Origin of the sequence: Spirillospora sp. CA-142024 (assembly GCF_050942325.1) — a bacterium.
Lineage (GTDB): Bacteria > Actinomycetota > Actinomycetes > Streptosporangiales > Streptosporangiaceae > Spirillospora.
The window spans coordinates 2814665-2835523 of sequence record NZ_CP192077.1 but is presented as its reverse complement, the minus strand read 5'-3'; the positions used below and the strand labels follow the sequence as shown (position 1 = coordinate 2835523).

Annotated in this window: 21 protein-coding genes; 9 read left to right on the top strand and 12 right to left on the bottom strand. The window is 71.4% G+C overall.

What is annotated here, in order from left to right; genetic code table 11:
• Positions 1–102 precede the first annotated feature (102 nt).
• The 4 genes from ACQPZP_RS13745 to ACQPZP_RS13730 all read left to right on the top strand — a co-directional run bounded on the left by ACQPZP_RS13745 (position 103) and on the right by ACQPZP_RS13730 (position 3903).
• Positions 103–654: a CGNR zinc finger domain-containing protein gene (locus ACQPZP_RS13745; protein WP_433477997.1), complete on the top strand. Its 552-nt coding sequence runs from the start codon at positions 103–105 to the stop codon at positions 652–654.
• A 97-nt stretch (positions 655–751) separates the two neighbouring features.
• Positions 752–1291: an N-acetyltransferase family protein gene (locus ACQPZP_RS13740; RefSeq protein ID WP_433479604.1), complete on the top strand. Its 540-nt coding sequence runs from the start codon at positions 752–754 to the stop codon at positions 1289–1291.
• A 61-nt stretch (positions 1292–1352) separates the two neighbouring features.
• Positions 1353–3002 (top strand): MFS transporter, encoded by a 1650-nt coding sequence (locus tag ACQPZP_RS13735; RefSeq protein WP_433477996.1) that lies wholly within the window; start codon positions 1353–1355, stop codon positions 3000–3002.
• Positions 3003–3036: 34 nt separating this feature from the next.
• Positions 3037–3903, top strand: coding sequence for a 1,4-dihydroxy-2-naphthoate polyprenyltransferase (locus ACQPZP_RS13730; protein WP_433477995.1), 867 nt, complete (start codon positions 3037–3039; stop codon positions 3901–3903).
• Here the strand turns inward: ACQPZP_RS13730 and ACQPZP_RS13725 are convergent.
• Complete coding sequence (locus tag ACQPZP_RS13725; protein WP_433477994.1) at positions 3867–4922, bottom strand: hypothetical protein; 1056 nt, start codon at positions 4920–4922, stop codon at positions 3867–3869. The genes ACQPZP_RS13730 and ACQPZP_RS13725 overlap by 37 nt on opposite strands.
• Before the next feature lie 83 nt (positions 4923–5005).
• Complete coding sequence (locus ACQPZP_RS13720) at positions 5006–5680, bottom strand: uracil-DNA glycosylase (protein WP_433477993.1); 675 nt, start codon at positions 5678–5680, stop codon at positions 5006–5008.
• Between the two features lie 112 nt (positions 5681–5792).
• On the opposite strand from ACQPZP_RS13720, the gene modA reads away from it, so the two are divergent.
• The 3 genes from modA to ACQPZP_RS13705 all read left to right on the top strand — a co-directional run bounded on the left by modA (position 5793) and on the right by ACQPZP_RS13705 (position 9554).
• On the top strand, positions 5793–6572 hold the full coding sequence (modA, locus tag ACQPZP_RS13715; protein ID WP_433477992.1) for a molybdate ABC transporter substrate-binding protein: 780 nt from the start codon (positions 5793–5795) through the stop codon (positions 6570–6572).
• A 137-nt stretch (positions 6573–6709) separates the two neighbouring features.
• Positions 6710–8791, top strand: coding sequence for an ATP-dependent zinc metalloprotease FtsH (gene ftsH / locus ACQPZP_RS13710; RefSeq protein ID WP_433477991.1), 2082 nt, complete (start codon positions 6710–6712; stop codon positions 8789–8791).
• Positions 8792–8882: 91 nt separating this feature from the next.
• Complete coding sequence (locus tag ACQPZP_RS13705) at positions 8883–9554, top strand: Uma2 family endonuclease (protein WP_433477990.1); 672 nt, start codon at positions 8883–8885, stop codon at positions 9552–9554.
• Positions 9555–9560: 6 nt separating this feature from the next.
• On the opposite strand, the gene ACQPZP_RS13700 is transcribed toward ACQPZP_RS13705, so the two are convergent.
• Positions 9561–10400 carry an SCO6745 family protein gene (locus ACQPZP_RS13700; protein ID WP_433477989.1) on the bottom strand — a complete coding sequence of 280 codons (840 nt, stop codon included), beginning with the start codon at positions 10398–10400 and terminating at the stop codon, positions 9561–9563.
• Between the two features lie 101 nt (positions 10401–10501).
• Here ACQPZP_RS13700 and sigJ point away from each other — a divergent pair, with 101 nt between their 5' ends.
• On the top strand, positions 10502–11380 hold the full coding sequence (gene sigJ / locus ACQPZP_RS13695; RefSeq protein ID WP_433477988.1) for an RNA polymerase sigma factor SigJ: 879 nt from the start codon (positions 10502–10504) through the stop codon (positions 11378–11380).
• Positions 11381–11435: 55 nt separating this feature from the next.
• On the opposite strand, the gene ACQPZP_RS13690 is transcribed toward sigJ, so the two are convergent.
• The 8 genes from ACQPZP_RS13690 to rpsO all read right to left on the bottom strand — a co-directional run bounded on the left by ACQPZP_RS13690 (position 11436) and on the right by rpsO (position 18910).
• Positions 11436–11903: a Pycsar system effector family protein gene (locus ACQPZP_RS13690; RefSeq protein WP_433477987.1), complete on the bottom strand. Its 468-nt coding sequence runs from the start codon at positions 11901–11903 to the stop codon at positions 11436–11438.
• Positions 11904–12035: 132 nt separating this feature from the next.
• Entirely contained in the window at positions 12036–12425 is a 390-nt protein-coding gene (locus ACQPZP_RS13685) for an N-acetyltransferase family protein (protein ID WP_433477986.1), read from the bottom strand.
• Between the two features lie 47 nt (positions 12426–12472).
• Positions 12473–13009, bottom strand: a complete 537-nt coding sequence (locus tag ACQPZP_RS13680; RefSeq protein ID WP_433477985.1) for a transglutaminase-like domain-containing protein — start codon at positions 13007–13009, stop codon at positions 12473–12475.
• A complete protein-coding gene (dapB, locus tag ACQPZP_RS13675) occupies positions 13009–13746 on the bottom strand; it encodes a 4-hydroxy-tetrahydrodipicolinate reductase (RefSeq protein ID WP_433468138.1) in 738 nt (245 codons plus the stop codon). The genes ACQPZP_RS13680 and dapB overlap by 1 nt, the downstream gene beginning before the upstream one ends.
• 37 nt (positions 13747–13783) lie before the next feature.
• Positions 13784–14407: an FMN-dependent NADH-azoreductase gene (locus ACQPZP_RS13670; RefSeq protein ID WP_433477984.1), complete on the bottom strand. Its 624-nt coding sequence runs from the start codon at positions 14405–14407 to the stop codon at positions 13784–13786.
• Between the two features lie 98 nt (positions 14408–14505).
• Positions 14506–15825 (bottom strand): M16 family metallopeptidase, encoded by a 1320-nt coding sequence (locus tag ACQPZP_RS13665; RefSeq protein WP_433477983.1) that lies wholly within the window; start codon positions 15823–15825, stop codon positions 14506–14508.
• Between the two features lie 137 nt (positions 15826–15962).
• On the bottom strand, positions 15963–18293 hold the full coding sequence (locus tag ACQPZP_RS13660; RefSeq protein WP_433479603.1) for a polyribonucleotide nucleotidyltransferase: 2331 nt from the start codon (positions 18291–18293) through the stop codon (positions 15963–15965).
• A gap of 347 nt (positions 18294–18640) precedes the next feature.
• Positions 18641–18910 (bottom strand): 30S ribosomal protein S15, encoded by a 270-nt coding sequence (gene rpsO, locus ACQPZP_RS13655; protein WP_067792110.1) that lies wholly within the window; start codon positions 18908–18910, stop codon positions 18641–18643.
• Between the two features lie 306 nt (positions 18911–19216).
• Here rpsO and ACQPZP_RS13650 point away from each other — a divergent pair, with 306 nt between their 5' ends.
• A complete protein-coding gene (locus ACQPZP_RS13650; protein ID WP_433477982.1) occupies positions 19217–19807 on the top strand; it encodes a hypothetical protein in 591 nt (196 codons plus the stop codon).
• 77 nt (positions 19808–19884) lie between these two features.
• Here ACQPZP_RS13650 and ACQPZP_RS13645 read toward each other — a convergent pair whose 3' ends face one another.
• Positions 19885–20826, bottom strand: a complete 942-nt coding sequence (locus ACQPZP_RS13645; RefSeq protein ID WP_433477981.1) for a bifunctional riboflavin kinase/FAD synthetase — start codon at positions 20824–20826, stop codon at positions 19885–19887.
• Positions 20827–20859 lie beyond the last annotated feature (33 nt).

Genomic DNA, 20859 nt, shown 5'->3' with positions numbered 1-20859 from the left:
CCACCTAAACCGTAACGCCGGTGTCGTCAGGATGCAACCAGTAAAACCTATATGCCGGTGTCGTACCTTGGTAGAGTGCCCAGTGGACGAGCAGGAGGGGTCATGACCGAGACGCACCCGGACGGGGACCCCGCGCTGCTGCTCACGGACTTCGTCAACACGCTCAACATCGAGCCCGGCACCGATGAGATCGCGACACCCGCCGAGCTCGCCGGGTGGCTGGCCGAACAGGGGCTCGTCCCGGGCGGAACGCCGGCCGGCGACGCCGATCTGCACACGGCGATCACGTTGCGCGAGGGGCTCCGCGAGGCCATGTCCGCCCACCACGGCCCGCGAGGGGCGGACTACCCCGACGACCTGGAGGACGCACTCGCCGCCCTGCCGCTGCGGATCGCCCTCACCGGCCCGCGCCCCGCGCTCGTCCCGCTCGATCCGCCCGGCTCGGCCGCCGCCGGGCTGGCCCGCATCGCCGCCGCGATCACGGACTCGGTCGCCGCCGGGACGTGGCCGCGCCTGAAGGTCTGCCAGGAGGACACCTGCCGCTGGGCTTTCCTGGACACGTCCAAGAACCGGTCCCGCTCCTGGTGCTCGATGAGCGTCTGCGGGAACCGCACCAAGACCCGCGCCTACCGCGCCAGGCGGCGGAGCGGCTGATCACGGTCCGGGGGCGCGAAGGCCGGGGCGCCGCCGTGCCGGGTGCCGTGGGGGCTCTAGGGTGTCGGTTGTTCCGGGAAGAGAGGGCGTGGGCGGCATGGCGGACGTGGGGGTGCGGGCCGCACGGCGTGCGGACGCGGGCGCCATCGCCGAGATCCAGGTGCGGGCCTGGCGGCACGGATACCGCGACCTGCTTCCGGCGGGTGTCCTCGACCAGGTGACCGGGGAGGCCGCGGCCGAGCTGTGGCGGGACAAGTGGGCGGAGGCGGCGACTGCGCCGCCGAGCCCGCGGCACCGGCTGCTGGTGGCGGTGGCGTCCGACCTGGTCGTGGGGTTCGCCGCGCACGGTCCGTCCGAGGACGCCGACCTCGACCCGGCGGGCGCCGCCGAGCTGATCACCCTGCTGGTCGATCCGCTGCACACCCGCGCCGGGCACGGCAGCCGGCTGCTCGCCGCGACCGCGGACCTCCTCCGCGAGGACGGCTTCGCCACCCTGATCTCATGGGTCTTCGAGGACGACGAGGTGACGCGGACGTTCCTCGGCTCGGCCGGATGGGCGCCCGACGGAACGGCCCGGACGCTGGACATGGGCGAGCCCGTCCGGCAGATCCGGCTGCACACCGACATCAGCGCATAGCCGTGGGGCCTAGCCAGGGGTCGGTGAACCGCATGGGCGACCCGGCCATATCTTTGAAGTCGTGCCCGAGTCCACGTCTCTGACGCCGCCGCGCGCCCCGGCGCCGCCGCCCGCCGTCCGGCACCGCCGCCTCGGCGTCGTCGTCATGAGCCTCGGCGTGTCGCTGATCGTCGTGGACGCCACCATCGTCGGGGTGCTGCTGCCGCGGATCGTCTCCGACCTCGGCATGACGACCACGGACGCCGAGTGGGTCACCTCGGTGTACTCGCTGGTGTTCGCCGCGCTCCTCATCCCGTTCGGGCGGGCGGGCGACCTGTTCGGCCGCCGCAGGATGTTCGTGCTCGGCGTGACGGTGTTCGCGGCGGCGAGCCTCGCCGCCGCGCTGGCCGGGGGCGGCTCGGCGCTGATCGGCGCGCGGGCGCTGCAGGGCGTCGGCGCCTCGATGATCATGCCGGCGACGCTGTCCACGGTGAACGCCGTGTTCACCGGGCGGGACCGGGCGGTCGCGTTCGGCATCTGGGGCTCGTTGATCAGCGGCATGGCGGCGCTCGGGCCGCTCGCGGGCGGGGCGCTCGCCACCGGAGGCGGCTGGCGCTGGGCGTTCGGGATCAACCTGCCGCTCGGCGCCGCGCTGATCGCCGGCGCGCTCCGCCTCATGCCCGAGACCCGGGCTCCCGGCGTCGCGGACGCGCGCCGCGAGATCGACTGGACGGGCGGCGTCCTGTCCGCGCTCGGGCTCGGCGCTCTGGTGTGCGGGATCATCGAAGGGCAGACCTACGGCTGGTGGGCGGCGACGCGCCCGTTCTCGACGGCGGGGTTCGACTGGCCGGAGACGGGCCTGTCGCCGGTCCCGGTCGTCCTGGCGCTCGGCATCGTGCTGATCGCGGCGCTCGTCGTCGTGGAGCGGTCCCGGGCGGCCGCCGGACGTCCGGTGATGCTCGACCTGGAGCTGTTCCGCATCCCGAACTTCCGGCGCGGGAACCTGGCCTCGGCCCTCATCAACGTCGGCGAGTTGGGACTGCTGTTCGTCCTTCCGCTGTTCCTGCTGGGCGTGCACGGGACGAACCCGCTGCAGATCAGCCTGGCGATCCTGCCGCTCGCCCTCGGCGCGTTCCTGTCCGGCGGATACGCGGGCAGGCTCGCCAACAGGCGCGGCGCCCACCGGGTCGTCCAGCTCGGGATGGTGCTGGAGGTCGCCGCGGTCGCCGCGCTGGGCCTGACCGTCTCCGCGACGACCGGCGGGCTCGGGCTCGCGCCGTGGATGCTGCTCTACGGGACCGGCCTCGGCCTGACGTCGGCGCAGCTCACGAACGTGTCGCTGGCGGACGTCCCGGCGGCGCGGTCCGGGCAGGCGTCCGGGACCCAGTCGACGGCCCGGCAGGTCGGCGCGGCGCTCGGCATCGCCGCGATCGGCACGGTGTTCGCGACCAGCCTCGGGCACGCGATGACCGACCGGCTGTCCGGCTCCGGCCTGCCGCCCGGACGGCAGGCCGCGATCGCCCACGACCTGCGCGAGAGCGCCGGGACGTCCGGACGTGATCTTCACGACACGCCGGAGATGGCCGCCGCGGCGCACGCCGCGGACGCGAGCCTCGCCGCCGCGACCAGGCACGCCGCGCTCACCACCGCGGCGATCCTCGCGCTCGGGCTCGGTCTTTCGCTGCGGCTGCGCCCGAGCACTGATCATCATCGGGAAGAATCGAAGCGTTAGTCCCCCTGTCGTCCCACGAGAACATGCGGTAACTGTGGCCACGCTCTCCCAATGGGTCGCCGGATCCCGGCCCCGCACCCTGCCCGCGTCCCTCGTTCCCGTCGTCGTCGGCACCGGCGTCGCCGCCGGCGAGGGCGATCCCGTCTGGTGGCGCGCCGTGCTCGCCGCGTTCGTCGCCCTCGTCCTGCAGATCGGGGTGAACTACTCCAACGACTACAGCGACGGCATCCGCGGCACCGACGAGGTCCGCGTCGGGCCGCTCCGGCTCGTCGGGTCGAAGGTCGCACCGCCGAAACAGGTGCTCGCCGCCGCGCTCGGCTGCTTCCTCGCCGCCGCCGTGGCCGGGCTCGTCCTCGCCGCCGTGACGACCTGGTGGCTGGTGCTCGTCGGCGCGTTCGCGATCCTCGCCGCCTGGTTCTACACGGGCGGGAAGACCCCGTACGGCTACCGGGCGCTGGGCGAGGTCTCGGTGTTCGTCTTCTTCGGCCTCGTCGCCGTCGTCGGCACGGTGTACGTCCAGGTCGAAGGGCTGCCGTGGGAGGCCTGGGCGGCGGCGGTGCCGATCGGGCTGCTGGCGTGCGGGCTGCTCGTCGCCAACAACCTGCGCGACATCCCCACCGACCGCGAGTCGGGCAAGCGGACCCTCGCCGTGGTGCTCGGCGACCGCTGGACACGGATCATGTACGCGGCCTGCACCGCGCTGCCGTTCATGATCGTCCTGGCGCTGGGAGCCGTGCACCCGTGGGCGCTGATCGCGCTGCTCGCGGCTCCGCTTTCGCTGCCGCCGACGCGGAAGGTGCTGAACGGCGCGGCCGGTCCCGCCCTGATCCCGGTGCTGGGCGAGACCGGCCGGCTCCAGATCGCCTACGGCGTGCTGCTGGCGGTGGGCCTGGCGCTCTGATCCTCGGCCAGCATGAACGCGCCGGTCAGCCCCATGACGAGCCCGGCGAGCAGTCCGGCGAGCGCGGTCAGGGCGGCCGCGGCCGTGACGTCCGACGCGAGGAAGCCCGGGCGGGCGAGCATCACGAGGAGCCCGTAGAGGGACCACGCGAACGTGGCCGAGGCGCCGACCCAGGCGACCGCGAGCGGCGCCACGAACCGGCCCGGGCGTTCCACCCGCTGGACGATCAGCACGAGCGCGGTCGCCCCGGCGAGCGCCAGCAGCCCCCACACGCCGTCGGCCAGCTGCTGGCCCAGGTTCCGGTTTTCGAGCTCGTCGGCGCGGAGACCCGCCGTCCCCCCGAACGCCCAGTAGAGGTGCGTCGCCGCGAAGGCCGCGGCCGGGACGACCGCCCCGCGCGCCAGGAGCACCTGCAGCGGGTTGGTCGCGCCCTTGGGGACGTCGCCGGTGCGAACGGTGAAGACCCGGGGCCACCGGTCGCGCGCATAGAGGACGAACGCCGTCAGCAGCCCGAGACCCTGCAATGTGAAGCCCGAGTAGACGACGGCGTACACCCAGCCTTGGATCGCGTTGTCGTCCGCTGTGAGCGGCTCCGAGGAGAACAGCACCTGCAGCAGGCTGCCCAGTGGGACGGCGAGGACGATCGGCGCGAGCAGCCCGACCGCGACCCAGATCGGCGTCAACACCAGCCAGGCCGGCGCGCGCCTGCCCCACCGGAACGTGAACGCCATCGCGACGAGCACGGCCACCGCGTCCATCGCCATGGTGATCGCGTTGCCCGCGTAGAGCGCGGAGTCCCCGGCCGCGGACGGGTCGTTCCACCCGACCGTGCTGCCGGACAGCCACGCGATCTTGATCGTGAGGTAGGGGACGCACGCGGCGATCGTCGCCGCGCAGACGGCCAGGCGCAGGCCGGACGGTCCTTCCGGGGGGTGCGGGGGGTCGTCCCCCCACAAGGACCCGGGCCGGGGCTGCGCGGCGTGCGTCCGTTCCGGCCGCGGGTGAGCTGAGGCGGTCATGACCCGACGATCCACCGGGACGCCCGTCCGCCGCCTCCCGCCGCCGGGTGACGCCCGTCCCCCGCGGGGGTGAACCCGGGCCGCTAGCCCCAGCTGATCTCGGGGAGACCCGCGTCGACGAGGGCCTTGTTGACGGCGCTGAACGGGCGGGTGCCGAAGAACTTCTTCGCGCTGAGCGGGCTCGGGTGCGCCGACTCGATCACGGTGTGCTGCGGGCCGGTGATCAGCCGGGCCTTCTTGCGGGCGTAGGCGCCCCAGAGCACGAACACGACCCGCTCGGACTTGTCGTTCAGCGCTCGGATCGCGGCGTCGGTGAAGTCCTCCCAGCCCTTCCCGGCGTGCGAGCCCGCCTCGCCGCCGCGGACGGTGAGCACGGCGTTCAGCAGCAGGACGCCCTGGTCGGCCCAGCGGGTGAGGTCGCCGGACTCCGCCGCCGGGACGTCGAGGTCGGTGCCGAGCTCCTTGTAGATGTTGCGCAGCGACGGCGGCAGCCGCACGCCGTCGCGCACGCTGAAGCTGAGCCCGTGCGCCTGGCCGGGGCCGTGGTAGGGGTCCTGGCCGAGGATCAGGACGCGGGCGCGGTCGAACGGGCAGTGCCGGAACGCGTTGAACAGGTCGTCGCGCGGCGGGTAGACGGTCTGCCCGGCGTACTCCCCCGCGACGAACGCGCCCAGTGCGGCGGTGGCGATCGGGTCGAGCAGCGGGTCGAGCCGCTGCCGCCAGTCGCCGGGCAGCAGTTCCATCAGGTCGAGGGACATCGTCGAGCCTCCGAGAACGTGATCTCCAGTTGCCGGAAACCCTAGTGCGGGCCACTGACACGCCAGGCCGAATCCGGGGAGCGCGACGGGCACGACCCTAGGATGAGGCCATATGCCCGAATCCCCCCGTCGGCGGCGTCTCCGCGCGTCCGCGCTGCTCGCCGCGCTCACCCTCCCCGGTCTCGGTGCGGGCTGCGGCGGCTCGTCCGGGCCGACGACCCTGACCGTCCTCGCCGGCTCGTCGCTGACGGAGGTGTTCGGTGAGATCGGGACGGCCTACCACCAGGACAATCCGGGCGTCCGGCTCCGGTTCGTGTTCGGCGCCGCACCGGAGATCGCCGACCGGCTGTCCGAGCACGATCCGGGCGACGTCCTGGTGACGGCGGACAGGACGAGCATGAACGAGGCCGGCGAGTATCTGACCGGACGCCGCCGGATCATCGCGCAGGACTCGCTCACGATCGCGGTCGGGCCGGGCAACCCGCGGCGCATCCGGGGCCTGCGGGACCTGACCCGGCCGGGACTGCGGGTGGTGGTCGGCGCAGGGTCGGTTCCGGTGGGCCGGTACACCAGGCAGGTCCTCGCCAAGGCGGGTCTGACCGTCCGGTGGAGCAGCGAGGAGATCGGCGCGCGGGCCGTCCTGGACCGGATCCGCTCGGGGGAGGCCGACGCGGGCCTCGTGTACATCACCGACCTGCGCTCGGCCGGGATCGCGGCGAGCAGCGTCCCCATCCCCGCCGACCAGAACGTCACCGTGGCCTTCCCCGCCGCCGCCCTCCGTGACGGAGACCACAAGGACGCCGCGAACGCCTTCCTGTCGTGGTTGCTCACGCCCGACGCGCAGAAGCTGTTCAACAAGTACGGCTTCGTCACTCCGAGCGCCCCTCAGTGAGCCGCGCCCGGGGCCGCCCGTGGCAGGGGGGAACGGATGGGGACCGAACGCCGTTTATCTCCCCGGGACCCGCCGGGGTTCCGGGCCGGCCGCCGCGGCGGCGGGCGCCAGCGGGAACACCTTGATCATTCGGGGAGATGCCAGACGTGCCGGACCAGCGACCCGCGCCGCGGCCGAACGAGGCGCCACAGCCCAGCAGGACGCCGCCGCCGGACACCGGTGCGCGCCGTTCCGGCTCCGCGGAGCCCGGCAGGCGCCAGTCGGTGCCGCCCCGCAGCGATCCCGACCAGCCGTGGCGCGCCGAAGGCGTCCCGGACCGGCGGAGCCGGCCGGCGCGCGGTCTGGGCGGAGGCGGGTGGAGGCCGGGCCGCAACACCGCCCTCTTCTGGGGGCTGCTGCTGGCCGTCTTCGCGCTGAGCTACATGTCCATGCACGTCACCGGCCAGAAGGAGCGGGTGACGATCCCCTACACGGCGTTCACCCAGCAGGTTGCCGCCGGGAACGTCAAGGACGTCTACACCAAGGGCTACGAGATCCAGGGCCAGCTGAAGAGCAAGCAGCAGGTCCCGGGGCACGGGGAGAAGACCTACACCTCCTTCGAGACGCTGCGCCCCGCGTTCGCCGACGACAAGATCTACACGCAGATGGTGCAGAAGGGCGTCGAGGTCGAGGCCAAGCCGGTCAACGAGGACCGCGGCCTGCTCGCCAACCTGCTGCTGTCGCTGCTGCCGACCCTGCTGTTCGTCGGCCTGTGGGTCGGCGTGATGGTGTGGCTGCAGCGCCGCATGAGCGGCGGCGGTGGCGGCGGGCTCATGGGCGGCTTCGGCCGCTCCCCCAAGCCCGTCACGCCGGACGAGAAGCGCGCCACGTTCGCCGACGTCGCCGGCATCGACGAGGTCGAGGCCGAGCTGAGCGAGGTCGTCGACTTCCTCAAGGACCCGGGCAAGTACCGCAGGATGGGCGCCCGCGTCCCGCGCGGCGTGCTGCTGACCGGCTCGCCCGGCACCGGCAAGACGCTGCTGGCCCGTGCCGTCGCCGGGGAGGCCGACGTCCCGTTCTACTCCGCGGCCGCGTCCGAGTTCATCGAGATGGTCGTCGGCGTCGGCGCGGCCCGCGTCCGCGAGCTGTTCACCGAGGCCCGCAAGACCGCCCCGTCCATCATCTTCATCGACGAGATCGACACGATCGGCCGGACGCGCGGCGGCGGCGCCAGCATGGGCGGGCACGACGAGCGCGAGCAGACGCTCAACCAGATCCTCACCGAGATGGACGGCTTCTCCGGCTCCGAGGGCGTCGTCGTGATCGCCGCGACGAACCGCCCCGACATCCTCGACCCGGCGCTGCTGCGCCCCGGGCGGTTCGACCGGCAGGTCGCGGTCTCCCCGCCCGACCTGGACGGACGTGTCGCGATCCTCGGCGTCCACACCCGCGAGGTCCCGCTCGACGCCGACGCCGACATCGTCTCGATCGCCAAGATGACGCCCGGCATGACCGGCGCCGAACTGGCCAACCTCGTCAACGAGGCCGCCCTGCTCGCCGTCAAGCGCGAGAAGGACGCCGTCGACATGGACGACTTCCAGAGTGCGCTGGAGAAGGTGCAGCTCGGCACGCGGCGCTCCCTGGTCATGCCGTTCGAGGAGCGGCGCCGCACGTCGTACCACGAGTCCGGGCACGGGCTGCTCGGCATGCTGCAGCCGGGCGCCGACCCGGTCCGGAAGATCACGATCGTGCCGCACGGCCGCGCGCTCGGCGTCACCGTGTCCACCCCGGACGACGACCGGTACGCCTACGACGAGCGCTACCTGCGCGGCCGCATCATCGGCGCGCTCGGCGGAATGGCGGCCGAGGAACTGGTGTTCGGCGTGATCACCACCGGCTCGGAGAGCGACCTGGAGCAGGTCACCAAGATCGCTCGCGGGATGGTGGGCCGCTGGGGCATGTCGCAGAAGATCGGCCCTCTGTCGATCCTCCCGGCGGACGGCGACGGCCCGATGAGCCATTACGCCGCCCAGGGCACCCTGGACGCCGTCGACCTGGAGGCCCGTCGCATCGTCGACGAGTGCTACTCCGAAGCCCTGGAGACCCTCCGCGCCAACCGGGGCAGGCTGGACTCCCTCGCCGCCGCCCTCCTGGAGAACGAGACCCTCGACGAGACCGCCGCCTACGCCGCCGCGGGCATCGACCGCACCATCCGAGAACCCGACCTGTCGAAGACCTGACCCCACGGCCGCGATCACCGATTCTGGGTACGCTGGTCACACAGGGTCTCTACGATGACGGGAGCCAAGCGTGATGGAGGAATCACCCAAAGTGAGCATTCTTGCCACTAGTCACCACCACCACGAGCTCCCCGACACCCCCTACAACCTCTGGATGCGGGACGAGCTCGCCGACGTGCTGGATCTCCCCCACGACGGCACCCGAGTCGAAATCATCGGTGGGGAGATCATCGTGTCACCTGGGCCGGACTACGCCCACAACGTCATCGTCCGCACCGTCAACGAGGGGTTCCTTGCCGCCAAGCTGATGAATTCGGGCTTCCCGTGGCGGTGCGTCCAGACACAGGACCTGAATCTCAGCGAGATTCACGACGGTTACATCCCCGACCTCTGCGTGCTCAGCGCGGAGACCGATGAGGAGGCCAGGGTCGCCCAGCTCAAGAAGGTCCTCCCTCCACATCTGGAGTTCGTGCTGGAGGTGACCTCGCCCAGCACCGCCTCCTATGACCGGCTTCCAGGGAAGAAGCGGGTCAAGCCGACCAAGTGGAACGGCTATGCCCGCGTGGGAATCCCCTACTACCTGCTGGTCGATCGTGATCCGCAAGCCGCGCAAACGACCCTGTTCACCGAACCCGTACCCGCCAGCGGCGAGTACCGGGAGTCGATGACCTGGGCGTTCGGCGAGGCGATCAAGTTGCCCGAGCCGTTCGGCATCGAGATCCCCACTGGCGAGTGGGAGCCCTGGCAGCGCGGGCAGGGGTAGGGCCGGTCAGCCGGCCCGGGGAACGCCGATCGGGTTGGGATACGGAATCTCGTCGGCCAGCGCCTTTGCCGCTGGGAAGAGTGACCTGTAGACCGCGGTTGGGTCGTCCAGGACGTCGTAAGGGGACGCTGCCAGTTCGTCGGTGCGCTGTTCGATGCGCGCCTTGAGGGCTCGTCCCTTCTCTGTGGCCCGCCCGTCCGCCATGAGTCCGCGGCGGGTGAAGGCGTCGACCGCCTCGGCCCATTCCTCCGGTGACCAACCGCGGCTCTCCTGGAGGCGCTCGGCGGGGACGACGCCCACCGCGGACGCGAGCACGTTCGCCTCCAGTCCACTCAGCCCCTCCCCGGTCAGGAGGGCGACGTGCCCGTCCCCCCGGTGCTCCCTCAAGGCGGTGGTCGCCTGCCAGAGCGCCTCCACGGGGTCCTCTGGGACGGGCAGGTCACGGTTCGCCGCGAATAGGGGACGCCCTGCCCCGTCCGCCGCCGTCACCACCTCGTGGAGAAGCGGCGCCACCGTCACCGCCACGTTCCCGATTCCCGGAAAGGCCCTGCGCAGTGCGCGGGCCGCGGCCGCGCCCCGTAGCCGGACGATGCTGTCGGGCGAAGCGAAGGCCCACGCGTCCGGCACGGCCCGTCGCACCCGCGCCGGATGGAACCCGAAGAACGTCGCCTCGACGGTCCCCGCGGACACCGGCCCGAGCGGCGCGGCCCGGCTCCCGAAGTACCCCATCCAGAAGCCCTTGAGACCGGCCTCCCTGTTGGCCGTCCGGCATTCTTCGGCGAAGTACGTCACCGCGTGCAGCGGCTCGATGACCTTCCAGATCTCCCGCGCGAACGTCGCATCCATCAAGCGAACGCTAAGGCCGTTCCAGGCGCCCGGACAACCCCCGGTCACATCCGCCGGGCCGGTTTCGTCAGTGCTATGAAGGAGCCGACCGAGGGAGACGCATGGACGAGCGGGAGTTTCTGGCCGAGCGGTTCGAGGGGCACCGCACGCATCTGAAGGCGGTCGCCTACCGGATGCTGGGGTCTCTCGCGGAGGCCGACGACGCCGTCCAGGAGGCCTGGCTGCGGCTCAGCCGCTCCGACGCCGACGACATCGAGAATCTGGGCGGCTGGCTGACCACGGTCGTGGGGCGGGTGTGCCTGGACATGCTGCGCTCCCGCACGTCCCGGCGTGAGGACCCGCTGGAGGAACGCCTCCCCGACCCGGTCATCAGCCCCGCCGACGGCGCCGACCCTGAACACGAGGCGCTGATGGCCGACTCGGTCGGGCTCGCCCTCCTCGTGGTGCTGCAGTCCCTCACCCCCGCCGAGCGGCTGGCGTTCGTCCTGCACGACACGTTCGCGGTCCCATTCGAGGACATCGCTCCCATCGTGGGACGGACCCCGGCCGCGGCCCGGCAGCTCGCTAGCCGCGCCCGCCGCCGGGTGCGGGGCACGACGCCGTCCCCCGAGCGGAATCCGGCACGCCAGCGCGCCGTCGTGGAGGCGTTTCACGCCGCCGCCCGCGACGGCGACTTCGACGCGCTCGTCTCGGTCCTCGACCCGGACGTGGTGCTGCGCGCCGACGTCGGCGCCGTGCCCGGCGGCTGGACGGAGATCCACGGTTCGGCGGAGGTCGCCGGGCAGGCGCTCATGTTCCGGGAGGCGGCCGGCACGACCGTGCCCGCGATGGTCAACGGGACCGCCGGCGTGGTCAACGTCAGGGACGGGCGCCCGTGGTCCGTGCTGTCCTTCACCGTCGCGGACGGCCGGATCGTCGCGATCGACATCCTCGCCGACCCGGACCGGCTGGCCGGCCTCGACCTCGACATCCTCGGCTGAGCCGCAGGCCCTCCCCGCCCACCCGGCACGCGGCGGAGCCGCTGAAGGCGGAGGGTCAGGCGAACAGGAGGGAGGCCCACACGGCGGCGTTGCCGGCGACCACCATCGCCATGGAGTACTGCAGGAACGCGTGTTTGCGCCAGACGATTTTCGAGAGCGCGATCAATTGCGTGCTGAGCACGAGTTTGCTCCGGTGGTCGCCGCCGTTTTCCAGAGCGCCCACGAGTTCCGCGGGCGTCCAGCGCCGCAGGTGGCCGAAGTAGACATAGTTCTGCGCCCAGTTCCGGCGCGCATCGCGGCGATTGAGCTGCGGGAACACCGCCGAACCGGCCAGCGCGATCGCGGCCACCAGCAGCGCCACGCCGCCCCGGAAGCCCCAGGTCTCCCATTCGGACAGCCGGTCGAGCCGCTTTCCATGTCCGGCGAACACGATGATCATGCTGAGGATCGCCGTCTCCAGCGTGAGGATCACCGACGCCTTGGCGTCCACCTTGGCGGTCCAGTCGTGCAGCGCCTGGTGCACCCGCCACGCGTACGACTCGAACGGCTCGTTGGCGAGCCCTTGCGGTCGATACTCCCTGTTCGCTGTGTCTGCCACGCACTTTGGACGGCCTTTCGCCGCGCCCCGGTTCTGCGAGTAGCGGATATATGTCCGTCAGGTAATGGCACGGTGGAAGAGGACTTTGTCCTTGCCTGGGCCGTCGTGGGCGGACGCCGGGGTGACGGTGAAGCCCATGGATCGGTGGAAGGCGACAGAGGAAGTGTTCTGGGGAGAGGTCAGGGCGTGGACGGTGTTACGGCCGTCGGCCCAGGCGAGGGCGAAAAAGGTCTCATAGAGGCGGCGCGCCAAGCCGACTCCACGGAAGGCGGGATTCACCCCGGCGAAGTGGATGTAGGCCGTATCGGGGATGGACGGAGACATAAAACCGACGAGGAAGCCCGCCAGATCGTCGCCGTTCTCGGTGACGAGGCTGGTGCGGTGGAAATGGTCGAGGAACAGGCGGGGCAGGGCACCGTGGACCTCGCGGCCCCACCAGTCGTCCACGACGGCGATGATGCGGTCGTAGTCGTCCGGTGTGGCGGGACGAAGGTTCATGGGAGGAGCGCCGGAAGAGCCGCCGGCCTGGACATGGCCTTGAGGCCGTCCAGGACGGACGTAGGCGGGGCGGCGTAGACCGTGGGGTGGACGGGGTCGCCGGGGTAGGCGAGACGGTCCTCGGACGCGGAGAACCTGACGTCGACGCCCGGCTTGTTGCCCCGCGGATCGAGCAGGACCCAGCGGTCGTCCACGAGGACGGCCGTGAGCCCGTGCAGGACCCCGGACGACTGCTGATAGCACAGCCCCGCCTGGATACCGCCCGCGCGCAGCAGGGCGACATAGGCGTGGGCCTTGGCGCAGCAGAGCCCGGTGCGCTGGTCGAGGACGTCGGAGGCGCGCCAGGGGACGCGGGTGTCACCGGTGTCCATGGAGTGCGGTATCCGGTCCCGGACGTGGTCGAACGCCGCGTGCGCGTAGGCGACGTCGTCGCCGGTGCGCAGTTCCGAGGCGATCGACTGGACGAGCGGGTGCTCGATGTCGATCGCCTCGGACGCGGCCAGGTAGTCCCAGGGGTCGGCGTCGAAGTCCATCACAGCCCGAGAAGCGCCTCGATGCCGAGCGTGAGGCGGTCGAGCTCGGGGACCCTGCGGACGGCCAGCAGAACCCCGGGCATGAACGACTCCCGGTTCATCGAGTCGTGCCGGATGGTGAACAGCTCGCCGTGCCCGCCGAGGACGACCTCCTGGTGGGCGATGGCCCCGGACATCCGGACGGCGTGCACGCGGACGCCGTCCACGTCGGCCCCGCGGGCCCCCTCGACCTCGGAGGTCGTGGCGTCCGGGGACGCGGGCACCCCGGCCTCGGCGCGGGCCGCGGCGACCAGTTCGGCGGTGCGGTAGGCGGTGCCGGACGGGGCGTCGGCCTTGTTCGGGTGGTGTGTCTCGACGATCTCGACGGACTCGAAGAACGGGGCCGCCTTCTGCGCGAAGTGCATCATCAGCACCGCGCCGATTCCGAAGTTCGGGGCGATGACCACGTTCCCCGCCGAGTCGTCGGTGAGCCAGGACCGGACGGTGTCGAGCCGGGACGGGTCGAACCCGGTGGTGCCGACGACCGCGTGCAGGCCGTGCTCGACGCACCATCGGAGGTTGTCCATGACGACGCCGGGGTGGGTGAAGTCGACCACGACCTCGGCGGCGGTCAGCTCGTCGAGCGCGTCGCCCTGGTCGACGGCGGCGACGAGTTCCATGTCGCCGGCCCCCCGCACGGCACGGCACACCTCGGCGCCCATGCGGCCCCGCGCGCCCAGCACCCCGACCTTGATCACGTGTTCCTCCCGGTTGGCGTCCCGCCCGAGCCTATCGTCAGAAGCGCTTGCCCAGCTCGCGCGCCTCCGCGTGCGCGGTGCGGCGGCCGGTCTCGGCGTCGGCGGTGGCCAGGTTCGGGCGGAACTCGACCGTGCGGATGTCGGTGACGCCCGTCCAGCGCAGCCAGCCCTCGAAGAACGGGGCCTGGTGGTCGCGGCCGAACGCGGGCGGACGGCCCTGCCCGTAGACGGCGCTGGAGTAGACGACGGCGGCCTTCTTGTCCCGGAGCAGGCCGCTGTACCCCTTCTCCGGGTCGAAGCGGAACACCCAGCCGGGCTGCGAGACGACGTCGATGAACTGCTTCATGATGTACGGGACGCCGGAGTTCCACATCGGGACGCTGAACAGGTAGCGGTCATAGGAGTCGTAGCGCTCGAAGACCTCGCGGGCGGCCCGCCATGCGGCGGCCTGGTCACCGGTCGGCTCCTCCCCCGCGAACACCGTCATCTTGGCGCCGGCGCCGGCGGGCCCGAACGCGGGGAGGACTCCGTCCCACAGGTCGAAGTGGTCGACGACGTCGCCGTGCGTCTCGCGGTAGGCGTCCAGGAACGTCTCGGCGATCGCCAGCGACTCGGACGCGCCGCCCCGGGGAGAGGCGGAGATGTGCAGCAGGCGGGACATGAGGGGTCCTCTCAGACAGACATTCGGACCGGGGTCCGGTTACCTTGGAGAGGGTAACGGACCCCGGTCCGCTTAACAAGCCGGTCTGCGCCCGGGTCTCAGGCCGCGAACTCGCGACCTCCCACCGGGCCGATCACGGTGAGGGCCTGCGGGACGGCCAGGACTTCGCGGGCGATGGCGCGCACGTCGTCCAGGGTGACGGCCTCGATACGGGCCAGGACCTCGTCCACCGGCAGCAGCGACTCGTAGACCAGTTCGCTCTTGCCGATGCGGCTCATACGGGAGCCGGTGTCCTCCAGGCCGAGGACCATGGCGCCGCGCAGCTGGCCCTTGCCGCGCTCAAGCTCCTCGTCGGTGAGGGAATCCTCGGCGGCCTTGGCGAGCTCGTCCCGGCAGATCGACAGGACCTCCTCGGCCTTGGCCGGCTGGCAGCCCGCGTAGACGCCGAAGATGCCCGAGTCGGCGTACTGGGCGGTGTAGCTGTAGACCGAGTAGGCGAGCCCGCGCTTCTCGCGGATCTCCTGGAAGAGGCGGGACGACATGCCGCCGCCGAGCGCCGCGTTCAGCACGCCGAGCGCGAACCGGCGGTCGTCGGTGCGGGACGTGCCGGCGCCGCCGAGGATGATGTGCGCCTGCTCGGTGTCCTTGTCGATCACGACGGTGCGCGGGTCGAGGGGCGCGGGCGTCCCGTCGATACGGGGCGCGGCGGGCGCGGCGTCACCCGTGAGGTGCCCGGCGAACGCCCGGGACACCAGCCGGACGACCTCGTCGTGGTCGATGTTGCCCGCTACCGACACGACCAGGTTGGACGGGACGTAGTGGTCCCGGTAGTAGCCGTGGATCCGGTCCCGGGACAGCGCGTTGATCGAGTCCTCGGTGCCGAGGATGGGGCGTCCGAGCGGGGTGTCGCCGTACAGCGCGGTGGCGAACTCGTCGTGGATCAGGTCGCCGGGGTCGTCGTCGCGCATGTGGATCTCTTCGAGGATCACGCCGCGCTCGGCCTCGACGTCCTCGGGCCGGTTGACGGACCCGGCGACCATGTCGGAGACGACGTCCACGGCGAGCGGGAGGTCGGAGTCCAGGACCCGCGCGTAGTAGCAGGTGTACTCCTTGGCGGTGAACGCGTTGAGGTCGCCGCCGACCGCGTCGATCGCCGCGGAGATCTCCAGCGCCGACCGCCGTTTCGTGCCCTTGAACAGCACGTGCTCCAGGTAGTGGCTGGCGCCGGCGTCGGCGGGGGCCTCGTCGCGGGAGCCGACCGCCGACCAGATGCCGAACGCGGCGGACCGCACGGTCGGCATCGTCTCGGTGATGACGCGCAGGCCGCCGGGCAGGACGGTGCGGCGCACCGCGCCGGCGCCGTCGGTGTGGATCGTGGTGGTGGTGCCGGGCTCCTGCGCCCTCGCCGGCAGGGTCACGTGTCGCTCACATTCCGAGTCGTGGGAAAACGGTCGGCCGGCCGCCGTCCCACAGCCCCCGCCCAACCACCCTGTCCAAGGACAAGCGGTGCTTGGCCGTTCTACTGCGGGACGGCCGGCCGGCCGGGACCGCCGAGTCAGGAGTTGCGCTGGCCGGCGTCGTCGGAGCCGCGGCGGGTGCGGCGCCGGCGCGGGCCGCGCCGCTCGCCGTCGTCGTCGCGGCGCTCCCGGCGCTCACCGGAGTCGCCGTCGCCGGACGCCTCGGGGGCGTCGCCGTCGTCGGGCTTCTCGGCGGTCTCGCGCTCGATCACCTCGACCGGCACCAGCGACAGCTTGCCGCGCTGGTCGATCTCGGTGACCTCGACCTGGATCTTCTCACCGACGCCCATCACGTCGTCGACGTTCTCGATCCGGGCGCCGCCGTGCAGCTTGCGGATCTGCGAGACGTGCAGCAGGCCGTCCTTGCCGGGCAGCAGCGACACGAACGCGCCGAACGTGGTGGTCTTGACGACGGTGCCGAGGAACCGCTCGCCGACCTCCGGCATGTGCGGGTTCGCGATCGAGTTGATCGCCTGCCGGGCGGCCTCCGCGGACGGCCCGTCGGTGGCGCCGACGTAGATCGTGCCGTCGTCCTCGATCGTGATGTCGGCGCCGGTGTCGTCCTGGATCGAGTTGATCATCTTGCCCTTGGGGCCGATGACCTCGCCGATCTTGTCGACCGGGACCTTGATGGTGATGATCCGCGGCGCGTTCGGGCTCATCTCGGCGGGCGCCTCGATGGCCTCCTGCATCACGTCCAGGATCGCCAGGCGGGCGCCCTTGGCCTGCTTCAGCGCGGCGGCCAGCACCGAGGCGGGGATGCCGTCGAGCTTGGTGTCCAGCTGCAGCGCGGTGATCACGTCGCGGGTGCCGGCGACCTTGAAGTCCATGTCGCCGAACGCGTCCTCGGCGCCGAGGATGTCGGTGAGGGTGACGTACTCGTCGCCCTCGTTGATCAGACCCATGGCGATGCCCGCCACCATCTGCCTGAGCGGGACGCCCGCGTCCAGCAGCGACATGGTGGACGCGCAGACCGAGCCCATCGAGGTGGAGCCGTTGGACCCGAGCGCCTCCGACACCTGCCGGATCGCGTACGGGAACTCCTCGCGGGTCGGCAGCACCGGGATCAGGGCGCGCTCGGCGAGGGCCCCGTGCCCGATCTCGCGCCGCTTCGGCGAGCCGACCCGGCCGGTCTCCCCGGTGGAGTACGGCGGGAAGTTGTAGTTGTGCATGTAGCGCTTGGTGCGCTCGGGGTTCAGCGTGTCGATCGTCTGCTCCATGCGGAGCATGTTCAGCGTCGTCACACCGAGGATCTGCGTCTCGCCGCGCTCGAACAGCGCCGACCCGTGCACCCGCGGCACGACATGCGCCTCGGCGGTCAGCTGGCGGATGTCCTTCAGGCCGCGGCCGTCCATGCGCAGCCCGTCGCGGATGACCCGCTCGCGGACCAGCTTCTTGGTGACGGCGCGGTAGGCGGCGGAGATCTCCTTCTCGCGCCCCTCGAACTGCTCGGCGAGCTTCTCGGCGGTGGCCGCCTTGATCTCGTCCAGCCGGGACTCGCGCTCCTGCTTGGCGGCGATGGTCAGCGCCTGCGCCAGGTCGCCGCTGACCGCGTCGGTGACGGCGGCGAGCACGTCGTCCTGGTAGTCCAGGAAGATCGGGTACTCGGCGGTCTCCTTGGCGGCGACGGCGGCGAGGTCGCTCTGCGCCTTGCACAGCACCTTGATGAACGGCTTGGCCGCCTCAAGGCCCTCGGCGACCGTCTCCTCGGTCGGGGCGGTCGCGCCCTCGCCGACGAGCTTGAGGGTGTCGCGGGTGGACTCCGCCTCCACCATCATGATCGCGACATCGCCGTCCGCCAGCACGCGGCCGGCGACGACCATGTCGAAGGTCGCGTTCTCCAGTTCGGGATGGGTCGGGAAGCCGACCCACTGGCCCTCGATCAGCGCGACGCGGACGCCGCCGATCGGGCCGGAGAACGGCAGGCCCGCCAGCTGCGTGGACATCGAGGCGGCGTTGATCGCCACGACGTCGTACAGGTGGTCGGGGTGCAGCGCCATGATCGTCTCGACGACCTGGATCTCGTTGCGCAGGCCCTTGGTGAACGACGGGCGCAGCGGCCGGTCGATCAGCCGGCAGGTGAGGATCGCGTCCTCGGACGGACGGCCCTCGCGGCGGAAGAACGAGCCGGGGATGCGCCCGGCCGCGTACATCCGCTCCTCGACGTCCACGGTCAGCGGGAAGAAGTCCAGGTTGTCCTTGGGCCTCTTGGACGCGGTCGTCGCCGACAGCACCATCGTCTCGTCGTCGAGGTAGGCGACGGCGGAACCGGCCGCCTGCCGGGCCAGCCGGCCGGTCTCGAACCGGATGGTGCGGGTGCCGAACGTGCCGTTGTCGATCACGGCCTCGGTGCTCTGCGCACCGTCGATGCGCACGGCTTCTGTCACGGGAAACCTCCTAAGGGTTCCATGTCGGTCCTCGCGGCCGTTTCCCGTTGGCTTGTCACGCTGCCGGTCTTCGATCGAAGCACCCGGATCGACAGCCCGCCGATGCGGCGGAACGGATCCGGAAGCCACTACCGAGGACCGGCCCGCACCAGCGGTGTCCGCGAGGCTTGTCTGCAGTTGTACGGCCGGCCGCGGCCTTTCGGCCTGGCCCGGCCAGGGCGCCGGCGGCCGGCCCGTCCGGCCGGGCCACCGGCACGGCCGGGCGGGACTCTCCGGCCCGCCGGCCGTAAAAGGAAGGGAGTGGCCCGGCGGACCACTCCCTCACCCTGCTAGCGGCGCAGCCCGAGTCGCTCGATTAGCTGCCGGTAGCGGTTGATGTCCTTGTTCGCGAGATACTTCAGGAGGCGGCGGCGACGGCCGACCAGCAGCAGCAGTCCACGGCGGCTGTGGTGGTCGTGCTTGTGCTCCTTGAGGTGCTCGGTCAGATCGTTGATACGGCGCGTGAGCAGCGCGACCTGGACCTCCGGCGATCCGGTGTCACCCTCAGTGGTCGCGTACTCGGCGATGATCTGGTTCTTCGTGGCGGTGTCGAGCGACACGTGGCTCCTTCGATGAATTCGTCACCCGCAGATCCGGGGCCCGGTGGGCGCGCGGGTCCGCATGGTGCGTGTTAAGAGAGTGGTGGGCCGCATGAGGGTGCAGCCAACCGCGCCGGGGCCCTTCCCGGCGACTATTCACCGTACCATGTCGTTTTGATTGCAAGCCCGGCTGTGTTAGCTGCAAGCCCGGCCCAAGGTGCTCGCCTGGCGGCTCGCACCTTGACCGGTCTTGGGCGAGCGCGACCTCGCTTCGCTGCGCGGCCACCAAGTTGACACTCTCAGGAATGTGATCGACGGTTGGTCGGCATGACGTCGCGCCATCGATTCGACCCGTCCTTGGCGATGTGGCCGGTGTGCCTGGTCATGGTCACCGGTGTCTCCGCGTTCGCTCTCGTTCCGGCCGGGATCCGATTCGGGTCTTTCGCATGGGACGACATGACGACCGACAGGCAGATGATGGCGCTGTGGGAGTTGTCGGCCGCAGCGGCCTGCACGGCGGGCAGCCTGGTGGGTCAACTGTGTGCGCTGGTCGCAGGGATGGTCGCCGGGGCAAGGAGGATGCGGCCGGTCGTCGCGGTCGGCAGCGGCATGGTGCTCGGTCTGATCGATGTGGGTTTGGCGGTGTGGGCCGCGCGGCCTCGACTGAACGCGTGGGCGCGTACGTCGCCTCTGCTTGAGTTGTCGACCGGCCGCATCAGTGACACTGAGCCACTGGCGCACGGTCCCGTCCTGACGATCGTGTTGATCACGTTGGTGATCTTCCCGGTGGCCGCCGGCTGCGGTCTTGCCGTGGCGCGGGCTCCACTGCCCCTGAAGGTCCTGCTGGTGCCGGTCGTGGCAGTGATCCTCTTCTTCATCCGCCTCGTGATCTTGTTCTCCACGATCGACCCGAGCTGATCCAATCCTGGAGCACTCACCGCTGGGACACCCGTCCCGAACGCCGCCGGTGATAGTCACCAAATCTGCGCGACCTCTTAGGACGTGATCTCGCGGGCTCGGGCCACGTCTCGGTGCATTTCCTCGATCAGGGCCTCGATCGAGTCGAACTTCAGGGTGTCGCGGATGCGGGCTGTGAAGTCGGCGGCCATGTGTTCGCCGTACAGGTCCAGGTCGTCGCGGTCCAGTGCGTACGCCTCGACCGTGCGCTCTCCGGCGCCCTCGAACGTCGGGTTGGTGCCTATGGAGATCGCGGCGGGCCAGCGGAAGCCGGGATAGCGGTCGGAGTCGCAGATCAGCCAGCCGCCGTAGACGCCGTCGGCCGGGATCGCCGTGTGCGGCAGCGTCTCCAGGTTGGCCGTCGGGAACCCGAGCGCGCGGCCCCGCTGGTGGCCGCGGACGACGACGCCCTCGACGCGGTGCGGACGGCCGAGCGCCCGCGCGGCCGCCTCGACGTCCCCCGCGTCGAGCCGCCCCCGGATGTAGCTGGACGAGATCGTGTCACCGTTGGCCACGAGCGGCATGCCCTCGGCCGTGAAGTCGTACTTCTCGCCGAGCTCCCGCAGCAGCGCGACGTCTCCCTTGGCCTTGTGGCCGAAACGGAAGTCCTCGCCCACGATGACGTGAACCGCGTGGAGACGGTCGACCAGCACCTGCCGGACGAACTCGTCCGGCGGCGTCTTCGACAGCTCCAGGGTGAACGGCACGACCACGACCGCGTCCGTGCCGAGCCCCTCCAGCAGCTCGACCCGGCGCCGGGTGGTGGCGAGCAGCGGCGGATGCGTGCCCGGGCGCACGACCTCGTCCGGGTGCGGATCGAACGTGATCACCACCGACCGCACGCCGCGGCGCCGCGCCTCCTCGGCGGCGGCCCCGACGATCCGCTGATGGCCGCGGTGCACGCCGTCGAACACCCCGATGGTGACGACCGAACGGCCCCAGTCCTCGGGGACCTCGTCGAGGCCATTCCAGCGCCGCACCATTGTCTCCCTGCGTAGCACGTGCCTGTCCGG